The 20,788-nt window shown below is 49.6% G+C and carries 19 protein-coding genes, 10 tRNA genes and 1 other RNA gene; 7 read left to right on the top strand and 23 right to left on the bottom strand.

Annotation, left to right across the window (positions count from 1 at the left end):
* Positions 1-83: 83 nt before the first annotated feature.
* The 7 genes from THEAE_RS0103410 to THEAE_RS21865 form a co-directional block, all read right to left on the bottom strand.
* A complete protein-coding gene (locus tag THEAE_RS0103410; RefSeq protein ID WP_156920534.1) occupies positions 84-1,055 on the bottom strand; it encodes a hypothetical protein in 972 nt (323 codons plus the stop codon).
* Between the two features lie 125 nt (positions 1,056-1,180).
* Positions 1,181-1,825, bottom strand: a complete 645-nt coding sequence (locus THEAE_RS0103405) for a response regulator transcription factor (protein ID WP_028986520.1) — start codon at positions 1,823-1,825, stop codon at positions 1,181-1,183.
* A gap of 131 nt (positions 1,826-1,956) precedes the next feature.
* Positions 1,957-3,126, bottom strand: coding sequence for a sensor histidine kinase (locus THEAE_RS0103400; protein ID WP_028986519.1), 1,170 nt, complete (start codon positions 3,124-3,126; stop codon positions 1,957-1,959).
* 51 nt (positions 3,127-3,177) lie between these two features.
* Complete coding sequence (locus THEAE_RS0103395) at positions 3,178-4,134, bottom strand: hypothetical protein (protein WP_039944740.1); 957 nt, start codon at positions 4,132-4,134, stop codon at positions 3,178-3,180.
* 22 nt (positions 4,135-4,156) lie between these two features.
* On the bottom strand, positions 4,157-5,899 hold the full coding sequence (locus THEAE_RS0103390; protein ID WP_005587274.1) for a DNA repair helicase XPB: 1,743 nt from the start codon (positions 5,897-5,899) through the stop codon (positions 4,157-4,159).
* Between the two features lie 109 nt (positions 5,900-6,008).
* Complete coding sequence (locus THEAE_RS19835) at positions 6,009-6,863, bottom strand: Cof-type HAD-IIB family hydrolase (RefSeq protein ID WP_051430784.1); 855 nt, start codon at positions 6,861-6,863, stop codon at positions 6,009-6,011.
* Positions 6,864-7,015: 152 nt separating this feature from the next.
* Positions 7,016-7,546, bottom strand: a complete 531-nt coding sequence (locus tag THEAE_RS21865) for a response regulator (protein ID WP_005587272.1) — start codon at positions 7,544-7,546, stop codon at positions 7,016-7,018.
* A 182-nt stretch (positions 7,547-7,728) separates the two neighbouring features.
* Between THEAE_RS21865 and THEAE_RS0103375 the strand changes: the two genes are divergently transcribed.
* Positions 7,729-8,454, top strand: coding sequence for a S1C family serine protease (locus THEAE_RS0103375; protein ID WP_245605519.1), 726 nt, complete (start codon positions 7,729-7,731; stop codon positions 8,452-8,454).
* Between the two features lie 26 nt (positions 8,455-8,480).
* Here the strand turns inward: THEAE_RS0103375 and THEAE_RS0103370 are convergent, their stop codons facing one another.
* Both THEAE_RS0103370 and plsY read right to left on the bottom strand, forming a co-directional pair.
* A complete protein-coding gene (locus THEAE_RS0103370) occupies positions 8,481-8,780 on the bottom strand; it encodes an Hpt domain-containing protein (RefSeq protein WP_005587269.1) in 300 nt (99 codons plus the stop codon).
* A gap of 91 nt (positions 8,781-8,871) precedes the next feature.
* Positions 8,872-9,474 (bottom strand): glycerol-3-phosphate 1-O-acyltransferase PlsY, encoded by a 603-nt coding sequence (gene plsY / locus THEAE_RS0103365; RefSeq protein WP_052329730.1) that lies wholly within the window; start codon positions 9,472-9,474, stop codon positions 8,872-8,874.
* A gap of 140 nt (positions 9,475-9,614) precedes the next feature.
* On the opposite strand from plsY, the gene dapD reads away from it, so the two are divergent.
* Entirely contained in the window at positions 9,615-10,328 is a 714-nt protein-coding gene (gene dapD, locus THEAE_RS0103360) for a 2,3,4,5-tetrahydropyridine-2,6-dicarboxylate N-acetyltransferase (protein ID WP_005586324.1), read from the top strand.
* Between the two features lie 66 nt (positions 10,329-10,394).
* Complete coding sequence (locus tag THEAE_RS0103355; RefSeq protein WP_039944237.1) at positions 10,395-11,555, top strand: N-acetyldiaminopimelate deacetylase; 1,161 nt, start codon at positions 10,395-10,397, stop codon at positions 11,553-11,555.
* A gap of 78 nt (positions 11,556-11,633) precedes the next feature.
* Here THEAE_RS0103355 and THEAE_RS19825 read toward each other — a convergent pair whose 3' ends face one another.
* The 12 genes from THEAE_RS19825 to THEAE_RS0103300 all read right to left on the bottom strand — a co-directional run bounded on the left by THEAE_RS19825 (position 11,634) and on the right by THEAE_RS0103300 (position 14,642).
* Positions 11,634-12,788: an MGDG synthase family glycosyltransferase gene (locus THEAE_RS19825; RefSeq protein WP_005586322.1), complete on the bottom strand. Its 1,155-nt coding sequence runs from the start codon at positions 12,786-12,788 to the stop codon at positions 11,634-11,636.
* Between the two features lie 198 nt (positions 12,789-12,986).
* An RNA gene (gene rnpB, locus THEAE_RS22390) (RNase P RNA component class B) lies at positions 12,987-13,356 on the bottom strand.
* Between the two features lie 44 nt (positions 13,357-13,400).
* A tRNA-Asp gene (locus tag THEAE_RS0103345) sits at positions 13,401-13,476 on the bottom strand.
* 17 nt (positions 13,477-13,493) lie between these two features.
* A tRNA-Ser gene (locus tag THEAE_RS0103340) sits at positions 13,494-13,582 on the bottom strand.
* A gap of 47 nt (positions 13,583-13,629) precedes the next feature.
* Positions 13,630-13,706 (bottom strand) — tRNA-Ile (locus tag THEAE_RS0103335).
* A gap of 9 nt (positions 13,707-13,715) precedes the next feature.
* A tRNA-Arg gene (locus THEAE_RS0103330) sits at positions 13,716-13,792 on the bottom strand.
* Position 13,793: 1 nt separating this feature from the next.
* Positions 13,794-13,868, bottom strand: a tRNA-Cys gene (locus THEAE_RS0103325).
* A gap of 5 nt (positions 13,869-13,873) precedes the next feature.
* Positions 13,874-13,949, bottom strand: a tRNA-His gene (locus THEAE_RS0103320).
* Between the two features lie 146 nt (positions 13,950-14,095).
* Positions 14,096-14,169, bottom strand: a tRNA-Trp gene (locus tag THEAE_RS0103315).
* A gap of 10 nt (positions 14,170-14,179) precedes the next feature.
* Positions 14,180-14,256: transfer RNA gene (locus tag THEAE_RS0103310), tRNA-Met, on the bottom strand.
* A gap of 1 nt (position 14,257) precedes the next feature.
* A tRNA-Ser gene (locus tag THEAE_RS0103305) sits at positions 14,258-14,348 on the bottom strand.
* A gap of 218 nt (positions 14,349-14,566) precedes the next feature.
* A tRNA-Ala gene (locus THEAE_RS0103300) sits at positions 14,567-14,642 on the bottom strand.
* A gap of 219 nt (positions 14,643-14,861) precedes the next feature.
* Here THEAE_RS0103300 and THEAE_RS0103290 point away from each other — a divergent pair.
* The 3 genes from THEAE_RS0103290 to THEAE_RS19820 all read left to right on the top strand — a co-directional run bounded on the left by THEAE_RS0103290 (position 14,862) and on the right by THEAE_RS19820 (position 18,210).
* A complete protein-coding gene (locus tag THEAE_RS0103290) occupies positions 14,862-15,596 on the top strand; it encodes a glycerophosphodiester phosphodiesterase (RefSeq protein WP_005586317.1) in 735 nt (244 codons plus the stop codon).
* A gap of 89 nt (positions 15,597-15,685) precedes the next feature.
* Positions 15,686-16,828 (top strand): glycosyltransferase family 4 protein, encoded by a 1,143-nt coding sequence (locus THEAE_RS0103285; protein ID WP_028986514.1) that lies wholly within the window; start codon positions 15,686-15,688, stop codon positions 16,826-16,828.
* A gap of 14 nt (positions 16,829-16,842) precedes the next feature.
* The gene (locus tag THEAE_RS19820) at positions 16,843-18,210 is read left to right on the top strand and encodes a UDP-glucose dehydrogenase family protein (protein ID WP_052329728.1); all 1,368 of its coding nucleotides are present in this window, start codon (positions 16,843-16,845) and stop codon (positions 18,208-18,210) included.
* Here the strand turns inward: THEAE_RS19820 and THEAE_RS0103275 are convergent.
* Positions 18,131-18,940, bottom strand: a complete 810-nt coding sequence (locus tag THEAE_RS0103275; RefSeq protein WP_028986513.1) for an inositol monophosphatase family protein — start codon at positions 18,938-18,940, stop codon at positions 18,131-18,133. The genes THEAE_RS19820 and THEAE_RS0103275 overlap by 80 nt on opposite strands.
* 145 nt (positions 18,941-19,085) lie before the next feature.
* Complete coding sequence (locus tag THEAE_RS0103265; protein WP_425426378.1) at positions 19,086-19,790, bottom strand: uracil-DNA glycosylase; 705 nt, start codon at positions 19,788-19,790, stop codon at positions 19,086-19,088.
* A 272-nt stretch (positions 19,791-20,062) separates the two neighbouring features.
* Between THEAE_RS0103265 and THEAE_RS0103255 the strand changes: the two genes are divergently transcribed.
* Complete coding sequence (locus THEAE_RS0103255; RefSeq protein ID WP_028986511.1) at positions 20,063-20,554, top strand: PCYCGC motif-containing (lipo)protein; 492 nt, start codon at positions 20,063-20,065, stop codon at positions 20,552-20,554.
* Positions 20,555-20,788 lie beyond the last annotated feature (234 nt).

Below are 20,788 nucleotides of genomic sequence, written 5' to 3'. Positions count from 1 at the left end.
ATGGATCCTCCCTTTCTGCTTCTCTCGTCCTTTTTACAAATGGAACCATCCGTCACCATGAGAATCTATCCTCTGATCCGACCTTACTTCCCGATCTTTGGTATCGGCACTTCGGAAGCTCCAATCCCGCGCAAAAACGCTTCGAGTGATTGCGCGTTCTCTTCCGTTACTTCCGGCATGTTGATTTCGACGGACTTTCCCAAATCCCATCGGGAAAGGTCAAAGGATAGGGTCATTTGATCGATGGCCACTTCCAGATTTTCCTTGATCACATAGCCGTCCCGGTCAATATAGGCGTAATAGCTAAGGGGACCGATCTCGAGATTTTGAAGGAGCTCATTCATCTTATCAAAGGCTTGATCCGCGCTTAAAGGCGCTCCCTCCGCACGATATTCTTTTACATATTCCTCCATCTGTTTGCGAAAGGTCTCGTCCCGGCGAACGATGGCAAGGCTGTCCGTCAATAAGGAGTGCAGATTCCCGGAAGTTAAGTAGATCTGATACTTCTTCGCCTTTACTTTCCCATCCGGGGTATCAAGGAGGAGGTCTCCGAGGCGCGCCGCTTCTTCCTCCTGCAGGAGGGATAGCCACCGTTCCTTCAATTTCTCAATCGACTCTTCGGATATCGGCGGAGCAGGCGGAGATACAGATGATGCCCGGATCGATTCCGCACCGTTTAGGACCAGTATTTTGGGGAAGAGGGGAGATACGAGATAGAGGAGTCCCCTATTTTGGTATATCTTCCCTTCCATCCCGATCTCATTGAACATGAGGCGGTATTGGGTCAGAGATAAGCCCTTTCCCGCATCATATTGAACCTTCGCTTCCACCTCCGGTATCGGCCAATCCACCTCTTTTTCCCCGTTCGCCTCCGACACTTTGATCTTCCCCTTCATTTTGAGCAGAAGATCCATTTTCCCAGTGCCGACGGAGAATGTCTTTTTTTCGGCCTGAAACATCGCCTGGTTGGGATCCGTCCCGCAGGCGGAAAGGAGAAGCAAGGCGAAGAGCAGGACCGATAAAAGCATCGATCTTCTTTTTGCCCTCATTTTCATCTTTCCATCCTTCATTCTTCTTTCGATGCGTTCTACGCATATAGCGTACCATACGGCGGCGGAGGTGTAAGGTGCCTTTCGTCAGGATCTGAAGCGGTGATCCGTGACTTTGGTCATATTTTCTTCTAAACCAGATCGTTGCGCAGGGCGAAAATCGCAATCTGGGTCCGATCCCGTAATTCTAATTTTTGCAGAATTCCGCTAATATAATTTTTCACCGTTCCTTGGGTTAGGAAGAGGGTTTCCGCAATCTCTCTATTGCTCTTCCCTTCCCCGATGAGGCGGATGATCTCCAGTTCCCGATCCGTCAATGAGGAAAGCTGCTTCCATTTTCCCTTACTGCTCTTCATTCCCCCTTTAAGCCGGGCCACCACCTTCTTGGCCACAGGGGGGGCGATGAAGGCCCCACCCTTCATCACTTCCCGGATGGCTTCTGCGATTTTTTCCGGCGTCGCATCTTTGAGGAGATAGCCGGAGGCCCCATTTTGCAATGCGTCAAAGAGGTACTCATCCTCGTCAAAGGTGGTGAGGATCAGAACCTGGATCGCAGGAAATTCCTTCTTGATCTGAAGAGTGGCCTCCACTCCGTTTAAGACCGGCATCTGCACATCCATTAAAACGAGATCAGGCCGGTGGAGACGGCAAGCCTCCACCGCCTCCCGCCCATTCGCCGCTTCCCCCACCACCCGGATCCCTTCCATGCGGGAAAGTAGCGCGGCCAGTCCTTGGCGCACGATCGCTTGATCCTCGGCAATGATGATACGAATCATCCTTCATCTCCCTCCAAAAGCATCCTCCAGACAATCTCCGTCTCGTTCAATTTTTTTTATATTTTTTATTTATATCTATTCCCGCATCTTTTCTCCGCCGGTTCAATCTTCTCCCGTATCCTCTCATCTTCTCATTCTTCTTCCGAAAGCTGCCGAAGGGGGAGAAACCCTTCTACATGGAAGTATCCTCCATCGGCAAAATAGGAGAACCTCCCTCCCGCTTCTTCGACCCGCTCCCGCATGGCAGATAGCCCAAACCCCTCCCGAATCTCCCCCTCGTTAAGGAGCGCATTTTTGATATGAAAATGGAGGCGGTTCCCCTCCCCATGAAGCAGGGTGATCGTCACCTCTTCTCCTTTGGAGTGTTTTGTGGCATTGGTGAGGGATTCCTGGAGGAGGCGAAAAAGGACGAGGCTCTGTTCGGGCGTGAGGAGAACCTGGTCGATCGCATCGGAGAGGTTCAGTTTAATGCTCACCGGGTGAAGTCTCCGGAAACGTTCGATGAATTCCAGAATCCCTTTCATCCCCCGCTTCTCCTCACCGGAAAGGGCATGCACCGCTTTGCGGGTCTCCGCGAGGCTTAGGCGGGCCATCTCCTTGATCCGTTCCAATTTCTCGTTCCGCTCCCCTTCCAGGCTTAACATCTCCAACTGAAGGATGAGACCGGTAAGGTGATGTCCTACCCGGTCATGAATCTCCCTGGCGATGCGCGTCCTTTCCCTGAGGAGAACGGCCTCCTCGGCACGCTTTCTCTCCTCTTTTAACTTCTTGTATGTGTCCAGTAGTTCCCGATACAGTTCCTGGGTGGTGGCCATTGCCTCCCGGTGGATCTCCTTTGCGTGGATGAGGGCCGCCATGAAGAGGAGGGCAAAGAGGTTAAAGAGAAATTCCGAGATGGTCCGCCCATTCCACTCATGGAGAAGAAGATAAACGAATTTGGCCATGGAGAGGGGGGCTAAGAGGAGAAACGTGAGATCAAACATCTTGCGGGACAGGAGAAACCCCGCTTCCAATAAGACCATGATGTAGAGGGAGTGGAGAAAGTAGTTGATCACATACTTTGATTCATATTCCATCAGGTAGAGAATTACTCCGTCGACGAGAAAAAGAAGAAAGTGGGGCAGAAAAAAAGGGCGGGCAAAACCCCACCCCATGAAGAGCGCAAACAGGAGAAGAAGAAACGTAAGGCGTTCCGGGGATGCCTCCTCGTAAGATAGGGCGACCGCGAAGAGGAGAAGGCTTAACCCCGCTTTCCCTAAGATGAGGGGAAGGCCCGTCTTCATCTTATGTATCCATGGCATCTCCTATCCTCCTTTCACCATGCCCTGCAAGATGCGCGTATAAGGGATGGTTCATTTCTCCTTATCCCAGATGGAACGGGGAGGCTTGCCCACGGTTTCCATCAGGAGTTGATAGAGGTTGATTTCCCGGGGGATGATGGAGACCTCTCCTTCCCTCTTCACAGGATAACCTGCCTTTTCAAGGAGATCTTCCAGCGTCATCCCTTTATCCCGCAGGGTCCGCATCGCCTTCTTCCAACCCACGATATGCGGCCCATGATAATCATAGAGGGTCTCCCATTTCTCCCGATCCAATTGAAGTACGCATTGCCACATATCGTTGACCACATCGACGGTGGCCCCTTGCGCACCCTTTTCAAAGAGACGCTGGCGGAAGACGTTCTTAATCAAAGCCTCCTCCCCAAACTCCATCAAGAAGGGGGGCATGATATAGCCCACCGGCAGGGAGGAGCGCATTGCCTGAATCTGTTCGGGAACCGGGTTTTCCTCCGATTTATTCAGAAATTCAATCACCTGACGGATCCGGGGCAAGTTCATCTCCAGATAAAGCTCCCTGTTTTTCGCTTCCACGGGAACTTCATATCCCCACGGGAGGTTGGCGCGCTGCCCTCCGGCAATCCTTGTATATCGTCCCACGCTATAGGTGACCAAGTGATCATAGACCGGCTTTCCTACCCCGATAAAGAGGAAGAGGATCGTCTCTCCGCGGATCGGTTCATAACTATGTCCTGCTTTCACCATTTTGGTCAGAAATCGCTCACGGTTGTCCAGATCATGGTAATTGCCGAGGTAGATCCCCGCTTTAAAAGCGGAAGAGAGACGATTTTTGTCGGTGGAACGAAGGGCGACCACTCTACCGTGCTGAACCACCTTCTCCCCCTGATCGGCAAAATTTTTATTGATAAACTGTTCCAGCAGGTCTAAGTTCTCTTCGATCGGAACAAGATCGGTGAGAAAATAAGTCCGTTCATGATGCAAGATGGCATCTTTGTCCAAGGTAAAGCGCAAAATTGTCCCCCCATTCTTTTCTCTAACGGCCGCTTGCCTTTTTCCTCTCCAAAACCCCTTCCCCATAAAGAAGCCTATCCATCTCCTGTGCTTCCCAGATCTCGTAGCTGTACCCTTGCTCTACCAGAAAAAGCTGGCGATTCATGGCGAACTCCTGATCCCGGCTGTCGCGGGTGACCAACGTATAAAAATAAGCCTTATTCTCCCGTTCCTTCGGTCGAAGAATTCGCCCCAGACGCTGGGCCTCCTCTTGCCTGGAACCATAGGTACCCGAAACCTGGATGGCCACATTGGCATCCGGGAGATCGATGGCAAAGTTCGCCACCTTGGAGACGACGATCAGGCGTATCTTCCCCGTGCGAAAATCCTCATAAAGCTTTTCCCGTTCCCACTGGGTGGTTTTTCCTGTGATGAGGGGGGCGTTATAACGGGTGGCGATCTCCTCCAATTGACGGATATATTGCCCGATGACGAGCACCTGATCCTCCCGGTGCCTCTTAAGGAGATGGTCCAAAACCGCGAGCTTTTCAGGGTTCTCCGCTGCGATACGATACTTTTCCCTGGCCCCGGCCACCACATAATTTTCCCTTACATCCGTCGGCATGGGGACCCGAATTTCTATACACGAGGCTTCTGCGATCCACCCTTCATCCTCGAGATCTTTCCAAGGGACGTCCGCCTTTTTGGAACCGATGAGAGAAAAGACATCCTCCTCCCTTCCATCCTCCCGTACCAATGTGGCGGTTAAGCCAAGCCTCCGTTTCGCCTGAATGTCCGCCGTGATGCGGAACACAGGGGCGGGAAGAAGATGAACTTCATCGTAGATGATAAGCCCCCAATTCCGCTGATTAAAGAGCTCCAGATGGGGATACTCCTCTTTCTCTTTGTCCGGCCGATAGGTTAAAATTTGGTAGGTGGCCACGGTAACCGGCCGGATCTCTTTCTTCTCTCCGGTATACTCTCCAATCTTCTCTTCCGTGAGAGACGTCTTGTCCAATAACTCCCTCACCCATTGCTTCACGGAGGTGCCGTTCGTGGTGAGAATAAGGGTCTCCATCTTTACCTTCTCCATCACCCCAAGCCCGACGATGGTCTTCCCGGCTCCGCACGGCAGGACCAAAACCCCGCTTCCTCCATAGGCACTACCCTGTGCATGAAACGCTTCGACGGCCTCCGACTGATAATCCCGCAGGGAAAAAGGGCGACCTCCCCGGGTTGTCTTCCGCAAGCGGATCTCAAGGGGAGCCCCTTCCGTGTAACCGGCCAAGTCTTGCACCGGAAATCCCAATTTGATCAGTTCCAGTTTCACGGCGCCCCGCATCCCCAGAGGAATCTCAACCTTCCGAAAGCTCTCATCCGGAGGATTCGGAAAGAGTTTGCGGACAGACCGATAACCCCAAATCTCTTTCAACAGGAGGGGGTCTTCGGTGACGAGATAAAGCCTACCCTCATCCGAGATCAATTGGAGCAAGCCGAAACGGCGAACCGTATCCTCGATCTCCTTTCGGATCATCTCCGGCACGCCATACTTCGCATACTTCTCCAAAATGCCGAGAATCTCTCCTTCGCCCATGCCGGTCGAAGCCGCGTTCCAGAGAGATAGAGGAGTGATGCGGTATGTATGAATATATTCCGGACTCTTAAGGAGATCGGCAAAGGGAGAGATGGCATCCCTCACTTCGGCGAAGAGGGGATTCGCCACCTCCAAAAGAAGGGTACGGTCACTTTGAATGATGAGGGGATTCTGGGGGTTGATCATGGTCATAAACGTCCCATCCTTTCTTCCCCCTATTATAGCAAATTCGTGGTAAAAATGAATTCATCACAAGGAGCCCCCACTTTTTCCCATCGATCAAAGCTTTGTGGCAACAAATTCAGCGATTCCATTGGAAGGAAGTTTTTGGAATCCCATGACGAATCAATCCATGAGCGGATGAATCTTTATAGAAATGCTCCCTGAGCCCGTAATAAATTCCCTCTTCATTATTCGAGCGGGTGACCGCCTTCGCAATGTTCTTTACCTCGATGGGACTGTTCTCCATGGCAATGCCGAACCCTACCTCCGCTAACATCTCGATATCGTTGTAATAATTCCCGAACGCGACAATTTCATCTAACGGTATATTTAACTTCTCCGCTACGATGCGAAGCCCATACCCTTTGCTGGCATCGGGATGCATGATATCGATATAATTTTCTCCGCTGCGGATGGAACGGAAATATGGAAAGCGCTCTTCGATCTCACCGACCAAACGGTCGATCAGCTCCTCCTCCCCGAGAAGGGAAAGCTTTACCACATCTTCGTCCAGTTCCATCACATCTCTTAAGAGAATGGGTTGTGCAAAATAGGATTGATAGAGCCGCTCTAAACGGGGATCCATCCTCTCCACATAAAGATGAAAGGGAGTATTCACATCGAAATGGATTCCCTGTGCTCGGCAAAACTCCACCACATCCTGCAGTTCCGACATGTGAAAACCCAGGGTTCCATAGATCTCTTTACTTGTCGAGTGGAGGGAAAGGGCCCCATTATGGACAATCACCGGACCTTCTACACCGATCTCTTCCATCAGGGGGATAGCCCCACTTGGATTTCTCCCTGTACAAAGGGCAATCTCTACTCCGTCATCATACAATTCTTTTAAGATCCCTTTCGTTTTCGGTTGGATCTGAAATCGGTCGTCGATCAACGTTCCGTCAACATCTAAGGCGATCATGCGATACTTCAAGAGATGATCTCCTCCCATCCAGGCTGTGGTAATTTCCAATCAAATCATAAAGATATTGTATCACACGAGTGTAAATTGATTGTAAAATTCGCGTATCATCCGGAAAGAGAAAAAAAAGCACCTCTTATGGTGCTTTTCCCATGAAACTCCCTTTAGTCCAGATCATACTGTTTAATCTTATAATACAAGGTCCTAAGACTAATGCCCAACGCCTCTGCCGTTTTTCGCCGATTGCTGTTGTTAAGCTTTAAGACATAATCGATGTGTTTCCGTTCCACTTCCTCCAGCGGAACGCCGATCCCCCGTTTCGTCTCAGGAACGACTTCCTTTAATTGATTTAAGACGACTTCGCGGACATTCTCCAGGGTGATCGGCTTGCAAAGGAAATCATCGGCTCCGATCTTCATGGCCTGGACAGCCATCTCAACCGTAGCAAAGGCGGTAATCATCACCACCCGGGTGACAGGATCCTTAGTCCGAATCTTTTCTAAGATCTCCAGCCCGTTCATATCCGGCAGCTGAACATCGAGGAGAATGAGGTGTGCCTTATTTTTCGTTAGATACTCCAAGGCCTCTTTTCCCGTCGTAAATTGAACCAACTCATAATCCTCTCCCTGCAAGGCCTCTTGCAGGAAAACCTCCATCTCGCGTTCATCATCAATCAACAATATCTTACTTTTCATTCTTTTCACCCTCATACCTTCGTTTCCTTTCCCCATTTCTCTTCAAGAATCTATGAATACACCCATTATAACATATCGCAAATAGAGTTTGCACTACTTCTTAAGTTTAGGCGGACAAAAACTTTTCTCTCATCATACGATGGGTTAGATGGTTTCATGAAATGATGAAAGGGGTGCCTCCTGTGAAGAAATCCCGCTACCAAACGGTCAAATCATCCCTTTCCCCTGCTCATCCCATCCATCCTGCCAATTATTTCGTCGAAATCATAGACCGCGTAAAAGAAACGATCTTATCCATCGAGACAGAGGATAAGGACCCTACTCCTCAACGGTTCCCGAATTCCTTCCTTTACCAGTTTCTCTTTCCCGAATATGAAGATGAAGACCTGGGGAAGTCTAAGAGTTTCGGTACAGGATTTGTCATTAGTCCTCGCGGATATGTTTTAACCAATCAGCACATCGTCGCTCATGCGGTCAATATCCGTGTCCGTCTGGCCAATAATGAGGTTCGTTCCGCCCGACTCGTTTGGTCGGATCCCGTTAGAGATCTGGCGGTCTTAAAAATGAACACATTCCGCCCCTTAAAGGCCGTCGTCCTAGGGAGTTCAAATCAGGCAAGAGTCGGAGAATGGGTGATTGCGATTGGGAATCCCTTAGGTCTTGAAAATACCGTCACGGTTGGAGTGATCTCCGCGAAAAACCGCTCCTTGCGAACAGCCAACCACACGTATGAGGATGTGATACAAACCGATGCGGCCATCAATCCGGGAAACAGCGGCGGTCCTCTTTTTAATCTCTATGGGGAAGTGATCGGGATGAACGCGGCGATCGTCCGAAACTCCCAAAGCATCGGTTTTGCCATCGCCATCGATTCCATTAAACCGTTAATTTCACGCTTCATCCGGTAGTTTAAGGTTCATTCTGCTTCACCTCTTCAATCCCTGCCTGGAGATCTTGTTTGAAGAACCTGGATCACTCCTTCTAATTCCTCCACCATTCGTCGCCACTCATTCTCGGTAAGATCCGGGTTCTTGTCTAATGCGATCCCGATCTCTTTCACTTTGGTGAGTCCAAAATAATGGGCTCCTGAATTTCCCTTCAAGGCATGTCCCAATTTCCTGATCCTTTCCTTCTCCCCTTCACGAAAGGCTTCGTTCAGTTGCCTGAGCGTCTCCGAAAGGGTTTCCACCAGAGAACGGGTCAAACGGCGTTCACTCTCCTCACTAAGCCTCAACGATCATCCTCTCCTCCCTTCCTCTATTGCATCTATCTTTGTTATTCTCTCTCTATCTTCGTTCTCCTCCTTTTTATTTTTAAAATTTATTCTATTTTACCCTCTTTTTCCCTTTTTCAAAGATCTTTTGTTCCGTTCCCCTGCGAATCCTCTCTATATTCCCCCGATGCCGCCAGATGGCATACGCCGCAACGGCGAAGGAGATAAGAATAAGAAGGGGATTCTTGAAATCGGTCAGTAAAACAAAAAGAGGAAACGCAATGCCCCCCATGATGGATGCGAGGGAGACCATTCTCCACAGCAAAAGCGTTATGGCAAAAATAACGGCCGCCATCAGGATAGGCCATGTGGCGATGTAAAGAAAAACGCCGGAAGACGTAGCAATCGCCTTTCCTCCTTTAAAACCCAAAAAGAGAGACTTGGTATGCCCGAGGATGGCAAACACACCCACCAAGTAGACTTGCCAGATCGGCTCGAGCAGCAAGTCGGCGATCCAGACGGCGAGGAAACCCTTTAGAATATCGCAGATGAGAGCCGCCGTTCCCACGAACGGACCTGCACAACGGAATGCATTGGTAGAACCAGGATTTCTGCTTCCGCATTCCAAGAGATTAATTCCTTTCATATTGGCAAAGATGACGGAAAACGGAACAGAACCGAGAAGATAAGCGAAGATTAATAGAATCCAGAACACGCGGTTACCTCCCATCTTCATCCTTCATTCACAGTATAGCAAAAAAAGCAGAAAGAAAAAGCCAAACCCCCTTAAAAAAATTGCAGAGAAACGATATACTATACAAAAGGCCACTTCATCTCATGAAAGGAGCAGGATCGATGCTGCAAGAGGCTGATGCTTACCAAATTATTGAATACATCAAAAATAGTAAGAAGAAAACCCCTGTAAAGGTATACATAAAAGGGGAATTGGAAGATATCCCGTTTGGAGAGGGGATCCAAACCTTCATCCAGGGAAAGACCGGAGTCCTCTTCGGCGATTGGAAAGATGTAAAACCCATCCTAGAAACCCATAAGGAAAAGATCGAGGATTATGTGGTGGAAAACGATCGCCGCCATTCGGCGATCCCCCTCCTCGATCTGACGGAGATCGAAGCACGCATCGAACCTGGGGCCGTCATCCGTGAACATGTGACCATCGGAAAAAATGCCGTCATCATGATGGGGGCGGTGATTAACATCGGAGCCGTCATCGGAGAAGGGACCATGATCGACATGAATGCGGTGGTGGGAGGGAGAGGAACCATTGGTCGCAATTGTCACATCGGCGCCGGAGCTGTTATTGCCGGAGTGATCGAACCGCCTTCGGCCAACCCTGTGGTGATCGAGGATGATGTTCTCGTCGGCGCCAATGCGGTTATCCTGGAAGGGGTTCGGGTCGGGAAAGGATCCGTAGTAGCCGCCGGCGCGATTGTAGTGGAAGATGTTCCCGAACATGTGGTGGTAGCAGGCGTTCCGGCGCGGGTGATCAAGAAGATCGATGAAAAGACGAAAGCGAAGACGGAAATCATACAAGCCCTCCGAACATTATAACTCTGGCGACCGTAGAACGGATGCCCCCGGAAAAAAGTGGAGGGAAAAGGAAAGAGGCGGGATTAAATGAGTGATCTCCGTGAAACCACTTTAAACCAATTAAAAGAGGCGTTGATCCAAGTACGACGAGACTTGCATAAGATTCCGGAATTGGGTTTTCAGGAATGGCAAACCCAGGCGTATCTTCTTCACTATCTTTCCCGGCTTCCCCAGGAAAGAATCGAAGTGAAAAAATGGGAAACAGGGCTTTTTGTCCTGGTGAAGGGAACCCATCCCCGGAAACGGTATGCTTATAGGACCGACATCGACGGCCTTCCCATCGAGGAGGAGACGGGATTTCCCTTCCGCTCCACTCACCCAAACCGCATGCATGCTTGTGGGCACGATCTCCACATGACCATCGCCCTTGGACTCCTCACTTATTTTGTCCATCATCCTCTAACCGACGATCTCTTGTTCCTATTCCAGCCTGCGGAGGAGGGACCCGGCGGCGCGTATCCCATGCGTGAGAGCGAGGAGATGAAAAAATGGTGGCCCGATGAGATCGTAGCCCTCCACATCGCACCGGAATACCCGGTGGGAACGATCGCCACCCGCCCAGGGATCCTGTTCGCCAATACTTCGGAGCTCTTCATCACCCTAAACGGACTTGGGGGGCATGCCGCCTATCCGCATCACACGAAGGATATGATCGTGGCCGCATCCCAACTGGTGACCGCTCTCCAGACCATTGTTTCCCGAAGCATGAATCCCCTCGACTCAGCGGTAGTTACCATCGGAAAGCTGGAAGCCGGTACGAGGCAAAATATTATCGCTGAGAAGGCACGCCTGGAAGGAACAATCCGAACCCTCTCCCAGACCAGCATGGAGAAGGTTCGTAACAGGATTATCCAGCTCGTGAAGGGAATAGAAGTCGCCTTTGAGTGTAAAGGAGAGATTGATTTCGGGTCCAGCTATACCCAGGTCTTTAACCACTCTCCCCTGACGGAGACTTTCATGGCATGGGCCGGTGAATTGGGAGATGTAGATGTGGTCGAAGCGAATGTGGCGATGACAGGAGAGGATTTCGGCTATTTTCTGGAGAAGATTCCCGGCTTCATGTTTTGGTTAGGCGTTGATTCTCCCTACGGGCTTCACCATTCCCGTCTTAATCCCAACGAAGAGGCCATCCAAGTGGCGGTTCGCCTCCTGATCCGTTATTTCCAATGGAAAACCTCTTCCCGATGAGGGGAAGAGGTTTTCCATTTCTATCTTCATCCTATGACCATTTCATGATCGTTTTCTCACACGATCGATCAGATCATCTTACTTCTTGGGACGTACGGTCTCCACCAATTTCTCCAGCTCTTCCGGAATGGAATGGATGCGGATATTTTTCAAGAGAGGATCAAAATTTTTCTTCATCTCCTGAAGTCTTGTGGGATGCAGGATCAGGCGGAGAAACAGAGTTTTCATCTCGTCCATATTTCGGGTAATCTCCGCCACCCCGGTCCGTTTTAGATAATCGGCATTCGCCATCTCCTGTCCGGGAATCGGTTTAAAGAAGATCATGGGCAGCTTCATGGCAATGCCTTCCGAGGTGGTTAGCCCCCCCGACTTCGTCAGCATAAGATCGGAGATGGCCATCAATTCGGCAATTTTGTCCATAAATCCAAAAAGGAGAATGGGATTTCTAGCCCCAGTGGCCAATTCCTGAAGGTGGGCGTAGAGTCGGCGATTTCGTCCCGCCACGACGATGATTTGAATCTCTTCTTCGATATAAAAGAGAAATTGGCAGAGTCGCGTTATGTTTTCGGAGACCCCAAAGGCTCCTCCCATGACCAAAACGGTTTTCCTATCCGGACTTAATCCATACTTCTTTAATAACTCCTCTTTATCAAAGGTTCGGTAAAACTCCTGCCGGACAGGAATGCCCGTTATTCGAATTTTTTCCAAGGGTACCCCTTCGTCCAGAAGTTGATCCCTGACCTCTGTAGAACCTACGAGGTAGAGATCCGTGTTCTCATGGATCCATTGACGATGGATCGCATAATCGGTAATCACGGTAACTGAAGGAATCGCAACCAATCCTTCCCTCTTCATCTCCGATAGCGCTCCCGCAGAGGAAGGAAAGGTATGGATGATAACCTGCGGTTTAAACTCCTGAATAAATTCCAAAAGCTTCTTCCTGCCGATAATGCTCCCAATATAGGTGATCTGTTTCCCGATGGCGGAGTTGGTAGGGATCCGATTAATGTGTTTGTAGAAAAAACCATAAACATTGGGTACGTGTTTAATTCCTTGAATATACATAAATTGGGCAAATCGGTTGAAAGCAGGGTTTAGCTTATGAATGTAGTCGATAATCTCTACTTCTATTCCGGGATGATGACGAACCAGCATTTCTTTTAATGCATAGGAGGCTTGGCGATGCCCTTCCCCAAAACTGGCAGACAGGATTAAAACACGCTGAAGCCGCAATATGGTCACCCCTTATTGGATTCGCTCACAGATCTCATCTTACTTTATAGATCTCATCTTACTTTATAGTATGAGTGGAAATCCTCAGGAAATCAATACCTTTTTTTTACTTCACCAGGATCGCACAAAAACGCTTATTTATGTAGTCCTAAAATAAAAACCACCTCAAGGGTGGCTTTGATGAGTTGGCGTAAGGAACCCTGTAAGCCAGTTTCTGTTCCTTTGTGCTCTTTTCGGTTGCCAACCTCGCACAAAAGGTGTAGTCATCTATCTATCGGGAAATTCCCGATCTCCCCTTTGGTTCCGATTCCCTCCAGGGAGCTCCCCTACCATAATTTGGGTTTCTCGCTTGCGGGGTTTACCTCGTTCCACCCTTTCGTCACCGAAAGGCTCGTCTCTGTGGCACTTTATGGCTAATGGGGGCTTAGGTCTAAGTCCCGTTCGCCGCCGTCGGCATCCCACAGGACACCGCCCTGGTTTGCACCAGGCGCAAACACTCCAAGCATCGCAGCTTGGGCGAGTCTGGACTTTCCTCTGCAGTGAAGAACTGCAGCGACTACACAGATTCCTTACAACTCATCATGATTTTCGCTCTTCTTCTTCTTCGTTAGATGGCGGTGCTGACGGGATTTGAACCCGCGATCTCCGGTGTGACAGACCGACATGTTAACCCCTACACCACAGCACCACGCATAAGTGAGCAAATGGCGGAGGAGGAGGGATTCGAACCCCCGTGGGTTTACACCCAAACGGTTTTCAAGACCGCCCCGTTGTGACCACTTCGGTACTCCTCCATTTTACCCTATTTTTCTCTTTTTATCCTACTTCTCACTTCTAAATCTGGTGGGCCCTGCAGGACTCGAACCTGCGACCAATCGGTTATGAGCCGACCGCTCTAACCAACTGAGCTAAGGGCCCGTGAAATGATGGCGTTCCAGGAGGGATTCGAACCCCCGGCCCACAGCTTAGAAGGCTGTTGCTCTATCCAGCTGAGCTACTGGAACATGGAGGGAGCACCCGGATTCGAACCGGGGAATAAAGGTTTTGCAGACCTGTGCCTTACCACTTGGCTATGCTCCCATATATGGGGCGGTCGAAGGGAATCGAACCCTCGAATGCCGGAGCCACAATCCGGTGCGTTCGCCACTTCGCCACGACCGCCATCATCATCCCCGAACATTGCAAATGTTACCTACTAAACCACATGCTTTTAACGAATTCCCGCCTATTTCTGGCGTAGAATTCGTTCCCCTGCACTTCAATCCTGGTTTCATCTACGATCCGCTTATACGTCTCACTTTTTTGAATGGCAGGGGCGGCAGGAATCGAACCCACACTAACGGTTTTGGAGACCGCTGTTCTACCGTTAAACTACGCCCCTATGAAAACGCTGGTAGCGGTGGAGGGAATCGAACCCACGACCTCACGGGTATGAACCGTACGCTCTAACCAGCTGAGCTACACCGCCATGGCGGAGTGAGAGGGATTCGAACCCTCGCTGGGTATAAACCCACTAACGGTTTAGCAAACCGTCCCCTTCGGCCTCTTGGGTATCACTCCAAATTTACCGTCATACATTTTATTTTATCTGTTTTATCCCAGAAGATCAAGGGAATGAACCGACAGAAGTTATCTTAACATAGCTTCCCCATTCGTTTCAAGCCTCTTTTTTCTTCCTCTTGAATGAAAAAGGCCCTTCTATTAGGGCCGCCTCATTCTCAGACACAGGATATTCCGGCTAACCTTCGTATCCACGTATACCTAAATTATAGGTGGAATGGTGGAGCATAGGGGGATCGAACCCCTGACCTCATGAATGCCATTCATGCGCTCTCCCAGCTGAGCTAATGCCCCATCCTTTTTAAGCGATCAGCAGAAATAAATGTATCATGATCCGATGGAAAATGCAACATCAATTTTTTCCAACTCCTAAAAAAAGAAGAGGAATGATTTCTCCCCTGTCGATTGATCATCTTCATCAGAAAAAGCGATTTCAACGGATCTCCCATCCTTTGATCGGAGATCCTGTTTTTCCTGCCCCTTTCTGCATAAGATATGTTGGAGGTGTTAGAAATGGCTCCTTTCCTGATCTATGCCCATCGGGGCGCCTCTGCCAGCACTCCCGAAAATACCATGGCCGCCTTCCGGTCGGCGTACCAAGAGGGGGCAGACGGAATTGAATGCGATGTCCGCCTTACAAAGGATCTCATCCCCGTCATCTTCCATGACTCCCATCTTGATCGAACCACAAACGGTACCGGACCGTTAGCCAAAATTACGTTCAAGGACCTGCAAAAGTTGGATGCCGGTTCATGGTTTCATCCAAGCTTTTCAGGAGAGAAGGTGCCGAGCCTCAAACACTTTCTGTCATGGGTCCAAAAAAGGCCTTTATTCATAAATTTGGAATTAAAGCCCTCCCCCGATCATAAGGAGATCCTGGAGAAAAAAGCATTGCGGTTGGTTCATGAATATGGCCTCATCGACCGCACCGTAATCTCTTCCTATGATGTAAACTCTCTCCTCACCCTTCGCCGTCTTGATGACCGGGTAAAAACCGCTCTCATCTACATTTACCAAACAGAGCCTTGGGCAATCGCCCGAGACGTGGGGGCATCCTCCTTGCATCCCTATTACCCCTTCCTTACCCTCGACATCTATTACGAAAGTCTCTCCAGAGGTTTCGAAGTCATTCCCTATACCGTAGACAACTGGGTTGATCTGATTGATGTGATGAAACTGGAGCCGGCAGGGATTATCACCAATTATCCTCAAAGGATACGAAAGCTTTTTTCTTTACATCGGTTATAACTTTACAGAAAATTAATTAAAAGTTCATCGTGAGGTGACATTTCCATCGTACAATAGAAGGGTAAGAGGCACTTGAAGGAGTGAACAGGGTGAAGGTTGTGCTCTTTACAGATACGTACAGACCGGAGGTAAATGGAGTGGCCATGACCCTGGGAAGGTTGGCCGATTATTTGAAGGAGAAATCCTTCTCCGTTAAAGTGGTTGCGCCCCTGCCTTCCATGATCGGCCGGGATGAACCCCATGTTTTCCGTAGCTACAGTCTCCCCTTCTTCCCTTATCCGGAAGTAAGGGTTGCGATCCCGAATCCATTTACGCTGCAAAAAGAATTGCGGGAGTTCGCCCCGGACCTTTGCCACATTGCGACGCCTTTCAATTTAGGCTTAACCGGACTCCATTTTTGCAAAAAAAATCGGACGCCCGTCGTCGCTTCTTACCATACCCATTTTGACCGTTATCTTCCTTATTACAATTTAAGCATTCTAAAAAACGGGCTGTGGGCTTATGTAAAATGGTTTTATTCGCAAGCGGAAAAAATTTATGCCCCAAGCCGGGAGACCGAGAAGCTCCTCCGGGAACATGGCCTCAATTCGATTGAGATCTGGCCCAGGGGTATCGATGTTTCTTTCTTTCGTCCCAAAGAAAAGGGCGAGGCTTCGCCCCTTCCCCCTGCCCACGGCAAACTAACCCTCCTCTATGTGGGACGCCTCGCCCCGGAAAAGGATCTCTCCATCCTCATGGAAGCCTACGAGAGCCTTCCTCCCCATATAAAAAGAAGGGTTCGACTTGTGTTGGTGGGAGATGGACCCATGGCGAAAGAACTGCGGGAGAAAGCGGACGATTCGGTTCTCTTTACCGGATTTCAACAAGGGGAAGAGTTAGCGCGCTTCTATCGCTTTGCGGATCTATTCACCTTTCCCTCCAGCACCGAGACGTATGGAAATGTAATCCTAGAAGCATTCGCCTCCGGCCTCCCTGTCTTAGCGGTAAATCAGGGTGGGGTCAAAGAAAACGTTCGTCATGGGGAAACAGGTTGGTTGGTACGCCCTCGTGATGTAGACGCATTTCGCCAAGGAATCGTCACCTTGGTGGAAGATGCCCCTCTTCGAGAACGCCTTTCCCGTCAGGCCCTCTTTTATGCGAAAAGGCAGTCCTGGGAGAACGTCTTCTCCAATCTGATTCGATCCTACCAAGAGGTTCTCCAAAAAAGGGAACAAATTTCCATTCACGCTTAAAGGAGGAGAAAACCATGAAAATCGCGGTGATTGGCGCAGGTTATGTGGGATTGGTTCAGGCAGCGGGACTGGCTCAACTCGGACATGAGGTGATCGCCTATGACATTCATCAGCGCAGAATTGCTACATTAAAAAAAGGGCTCTCCCCGATCTACGAACCAGGGTTAGAGGAATGCATCAAGAGAGGAATCGAAGGAAAAAGGCTTTTCTTCACCGACCGGTTGGAAGAAGCCGTGTTCTTTGCACCGGTCCTCTTCCTTACGGTAGGCACACCTGCCAAAAGCACCGGAGAAGCGGACCTAAGCGCCGTCTTCGCCGTCGCCCATCAGATCGCCCTCTTAGCGGAAGAGGAGAAGATGCTGATCATTAAAAGCACCGTTCCTGTGGGAACAGGGGATAAAGTAGAAAAGATGATGAGGGAGATTTCCCCTTCGTTCCCATTCCATGTCGTTTCAAATCCTGAATTCTTGCGCCAGGGAAGCGCCCTCCATGACTTCCTTCTACCCGACCGAATCGTAATCGGCCTGGATGACGGGGGGCTTGCTCCCCTACTGCAAGAGATTTATAAAGGGATTCCGGCTCCCATCCTGTGGATGGATCGCCGGAGTGCGGAAATGGTAAAATACGCCGCAAATGTATTCCTCGCGACCAAGATCTCGTTCATCAACATGATGGCGGAACTTTGCGAATCTTTGTCGGCCGATGTGGAGATGGTCTCTTTAGGGATGGGGAGTGACCGGAGAATCGGGCCCCATTTCTTAAAAGCAGGGATCGGTTTCGGAGGTTCCTGTTTCCCGAAAGATGCCTTCGCCCTCATGCACATGGCCCGTGAAGCCGGAGTCCCGGTCCCCATGGTAGAGGCCATGATGGAAACCAATGACCGGATTCCGGATCGGATCGTACATCGGCTCCTCTCGCTTCTCCCCATAAAGGCCCGCCGGATTACCCTCCTTGGTCTTACGTTTAAACCGGGGACCGACGATTTGCGGGATTCCCCTTCACTAAAAGTGATCTCCCACTTGGCCAAATATCCATATACCCTAAGAGCATATGACCCCCTGGTGAAAGAAGGAACCCCTCATCCCGCCCTTCATTCCGTCGCCCTTACTTCGACGATACAGGAAGCGATCGAAGGAACGGAAGCGATTTTACTGCTGACCGAATGGCCGGAATTTAAAGAAGCGGACTGGATCCGCCTGCGCAGGCTGGTTTCACATCCCCTCTTCATCGATGGCCGGAACTGCCTTGATGAGGAGAAAATGAAGAAAGCCGGTTTCCAATACATACGGATTGGGAAAAAGCCTACTCTCTTTTTAAAAACTGAAGGAGATCCCCGTGAATCGACGGATGGGAAGCGAGGAGTCCCTGCTTCTCGGAAATAAGAGAAAGGGAATCCCCATCAAAATTGCTCACCTTCCCTCCCGCTTCTTCCACGATCAATTTCCCGGCTCCATAATCCCAAGGGGAGAGATATAGCCCGAGATATGCATCAAGGCGGCCTGCCGCCACATAGGCCAGTTCCAAAGCGGCGGCTCCTAAAGAACGGACGCCCCGGCTTACATTGGCCAACCTGTAGATCGACTCCTCTAATTTCAGTCGACGCGTCCTCCCTACCCAAATGAGATTCGTCCCGATGAGGGATTCGTCCATTTTCTTTTCTCCTGTAAAGCCGATGGGACTTCCGTTTAAAAAGGCTCCTTTTCCCCTTTCCCCGGAAAAAAGCTCATCCCGGGAAGGATCATAGACGACGCCTGCCACGCCTTCTCCCCCCTGATAAAGGGCGATGGATACACAGAAGTTAATCCCTTGATGTATAAAATTGGTGGTTCCGTCGATGGGATCGATCACCCAACGATATGAGGAATTCCCCCCGCCATCGATATTCGTCCCTTCCTCCCCCAGAATGCCGTGGGAAGGATAGGTTTCCTTGATCTTTGCCACAATAAACCGTTCCACTTGGCGGTCTATTTCAGTAACCAAGTCCTTATGGGAGCTCTTAAACTGATACGATACGATCTTCTCTTTCCTTCCTTCTAACGCGATTTTTCCCGCTTCCCTGGCCAGTTTCGTGGCAAAAAGGATGTATTCTTGACCATTCATCGCTTCGGTCATTTGATTCTTCTCCTTTCGTAACTCGTTTCGTGCACCGATTGGATCATCTAGTTCTAGGTTCCCCTCAATGGCCATCTGTAGGCGTCAAACTCCACCATCTTCTCGAGGAAAAGGATTCCCCCTTTTGATTGCCTGGAGGGAAACATCAAGATTTTCTTCCCGTTCGTTCGTACGTGGGCAGAATGGGAAGGGACCAATCAATCTCCCCACGCCCATGGCTCTTTAAAAATTGATTCGCCCGCGAAAAAGGGCGGCTGCCAAAAAAACCTCGATGGGCAGAATAGGGACTGGGATGTGGGGATGAAATGATTAAGTGCCCCTTTCCGGTAATGAGGGATCCTTTTTCTTGGGCATATTTTCCCCACAGGATAAAGACGGTGGGCTCCTCCCGTTCACCAAGGATTTGGATAATCCGATCGGTAAACTTCTCCCATCCCTTTCCCCGATGAGAATTAGGCATCCCTCTACGAACGGTGAGGACGGAATTTAAGAGCAACACGCCTTGTTCCGCCCAACTTCCTAAGTATCCATGCTCCGGCGGAATGACGCCAAGATCATCTCTTAGTTCCTTATAGATATTTAAAAGAGAAGGAGGAGGAGTAACCCCCGGCTTTACGGAAAAGCTGAGGCCATGGGCTTGACCCGGTTGATGGTACGGGTCCTGCCCTAAGATGACCACCTTCGTCTTATGGTATGGAGTCCTGTGCAGTGCTTCATATATTTCATACATATCGGGATAAATGGTATAATGCGTATATTCGTGGATGAGGAATTGCCGTAATGCGAGATAATACGATTGGTGGAATTCCTCTTGCAAATATTGAGCCCAATCATTTTTTAAGATCGACAATCTTCCCATCTCCTCGCCCATAAGATCATCTTTTTTGTCATGAATCGATTTCCTCTCATTCCCGCAGGACAAAGGGGAACAAACGGAGGAAACCTCCCATCGACAGGAGGTAAAACAAATGGAAAAATCGCTTCTTTCTTTTCTATGGAAAACAATACACCATTTCGTTAGGAAAGATCAATTCTTTTTAAAGAATTTTGAGGGGCCTCCGCTATGAAGGAATGAGAAGAATATGTTATACTACTTTTTGCCGGATGGAAAGGAGAAAAGGAATGAGGAAAATCATTGCACTGTTCAGCCTATTGGCTCTTCTTTTACTGGCGGCTTGTGGTCAAAACGATCCGCCGCAAAGAACGTTGGGGATCGGAGAGGCTCAGGTGCTACCCAATGGGGATCGGCAGGAGAGAACGGCTTCAAAAGATGAACTTCCTCTTTTTATGAGCAAGCAGGATGAACCGATGAAAACGATTTACCTGGCAGCGGCGCAAAACCAGGATTTACTTCGGTGGATCCCTTGTTATTGTGGGTGTGCCGAAAGCGCCGGTCACCTGAATAACGCCCAGTGCTTTTATAAGGAGATTGCAGCGGACGGCTCCGTTACTTGGGATGATCATGCCACACGTTGCAACACCTGTCTTGAAATCGCCGTCCAATCCATCACGAAGAAAAAGGAAGGCCTTACCGTCAAGGAGATTCGAAACTGGGTCGATACCACCTATGGCAATGGAAATTACGCAAAACCCACACCGACGCCTATGCCCTAAACCCATTTTAATCCCAACCGAATCGACCCTCATCAAAAGAGGGAGCCCTCCTCTGATGTTTGCATTCGGAAGGGCCCTTTTTTTTTGCAGATGTCTAGACGTCTTGATGAATTTGTTCCAACGCGTTCCGATCTATCCGTTTTACTGCAAGGGGTAAATGTTTTTTGCCGCCTCATAATCCTCCCGATCCATGATGAAGTGAGTATCACAAAATCATGACGTGTTTCGAAACTT

Source organism: Thermicanus aegyptius DSM 12793, assembly GCF_000510645.1.
Taxonomy (GTDB): domain Bacteria; phylum Bacillota; class Bacilli; order Thermicanales; family Thermicanaceae; genus Thermicanus; species Thermicanus aegyptius.
Note: the sequence above shows the minus strand (reverse complement) of the source record. Positions and strands in the feature narration are given on the sequence as shown.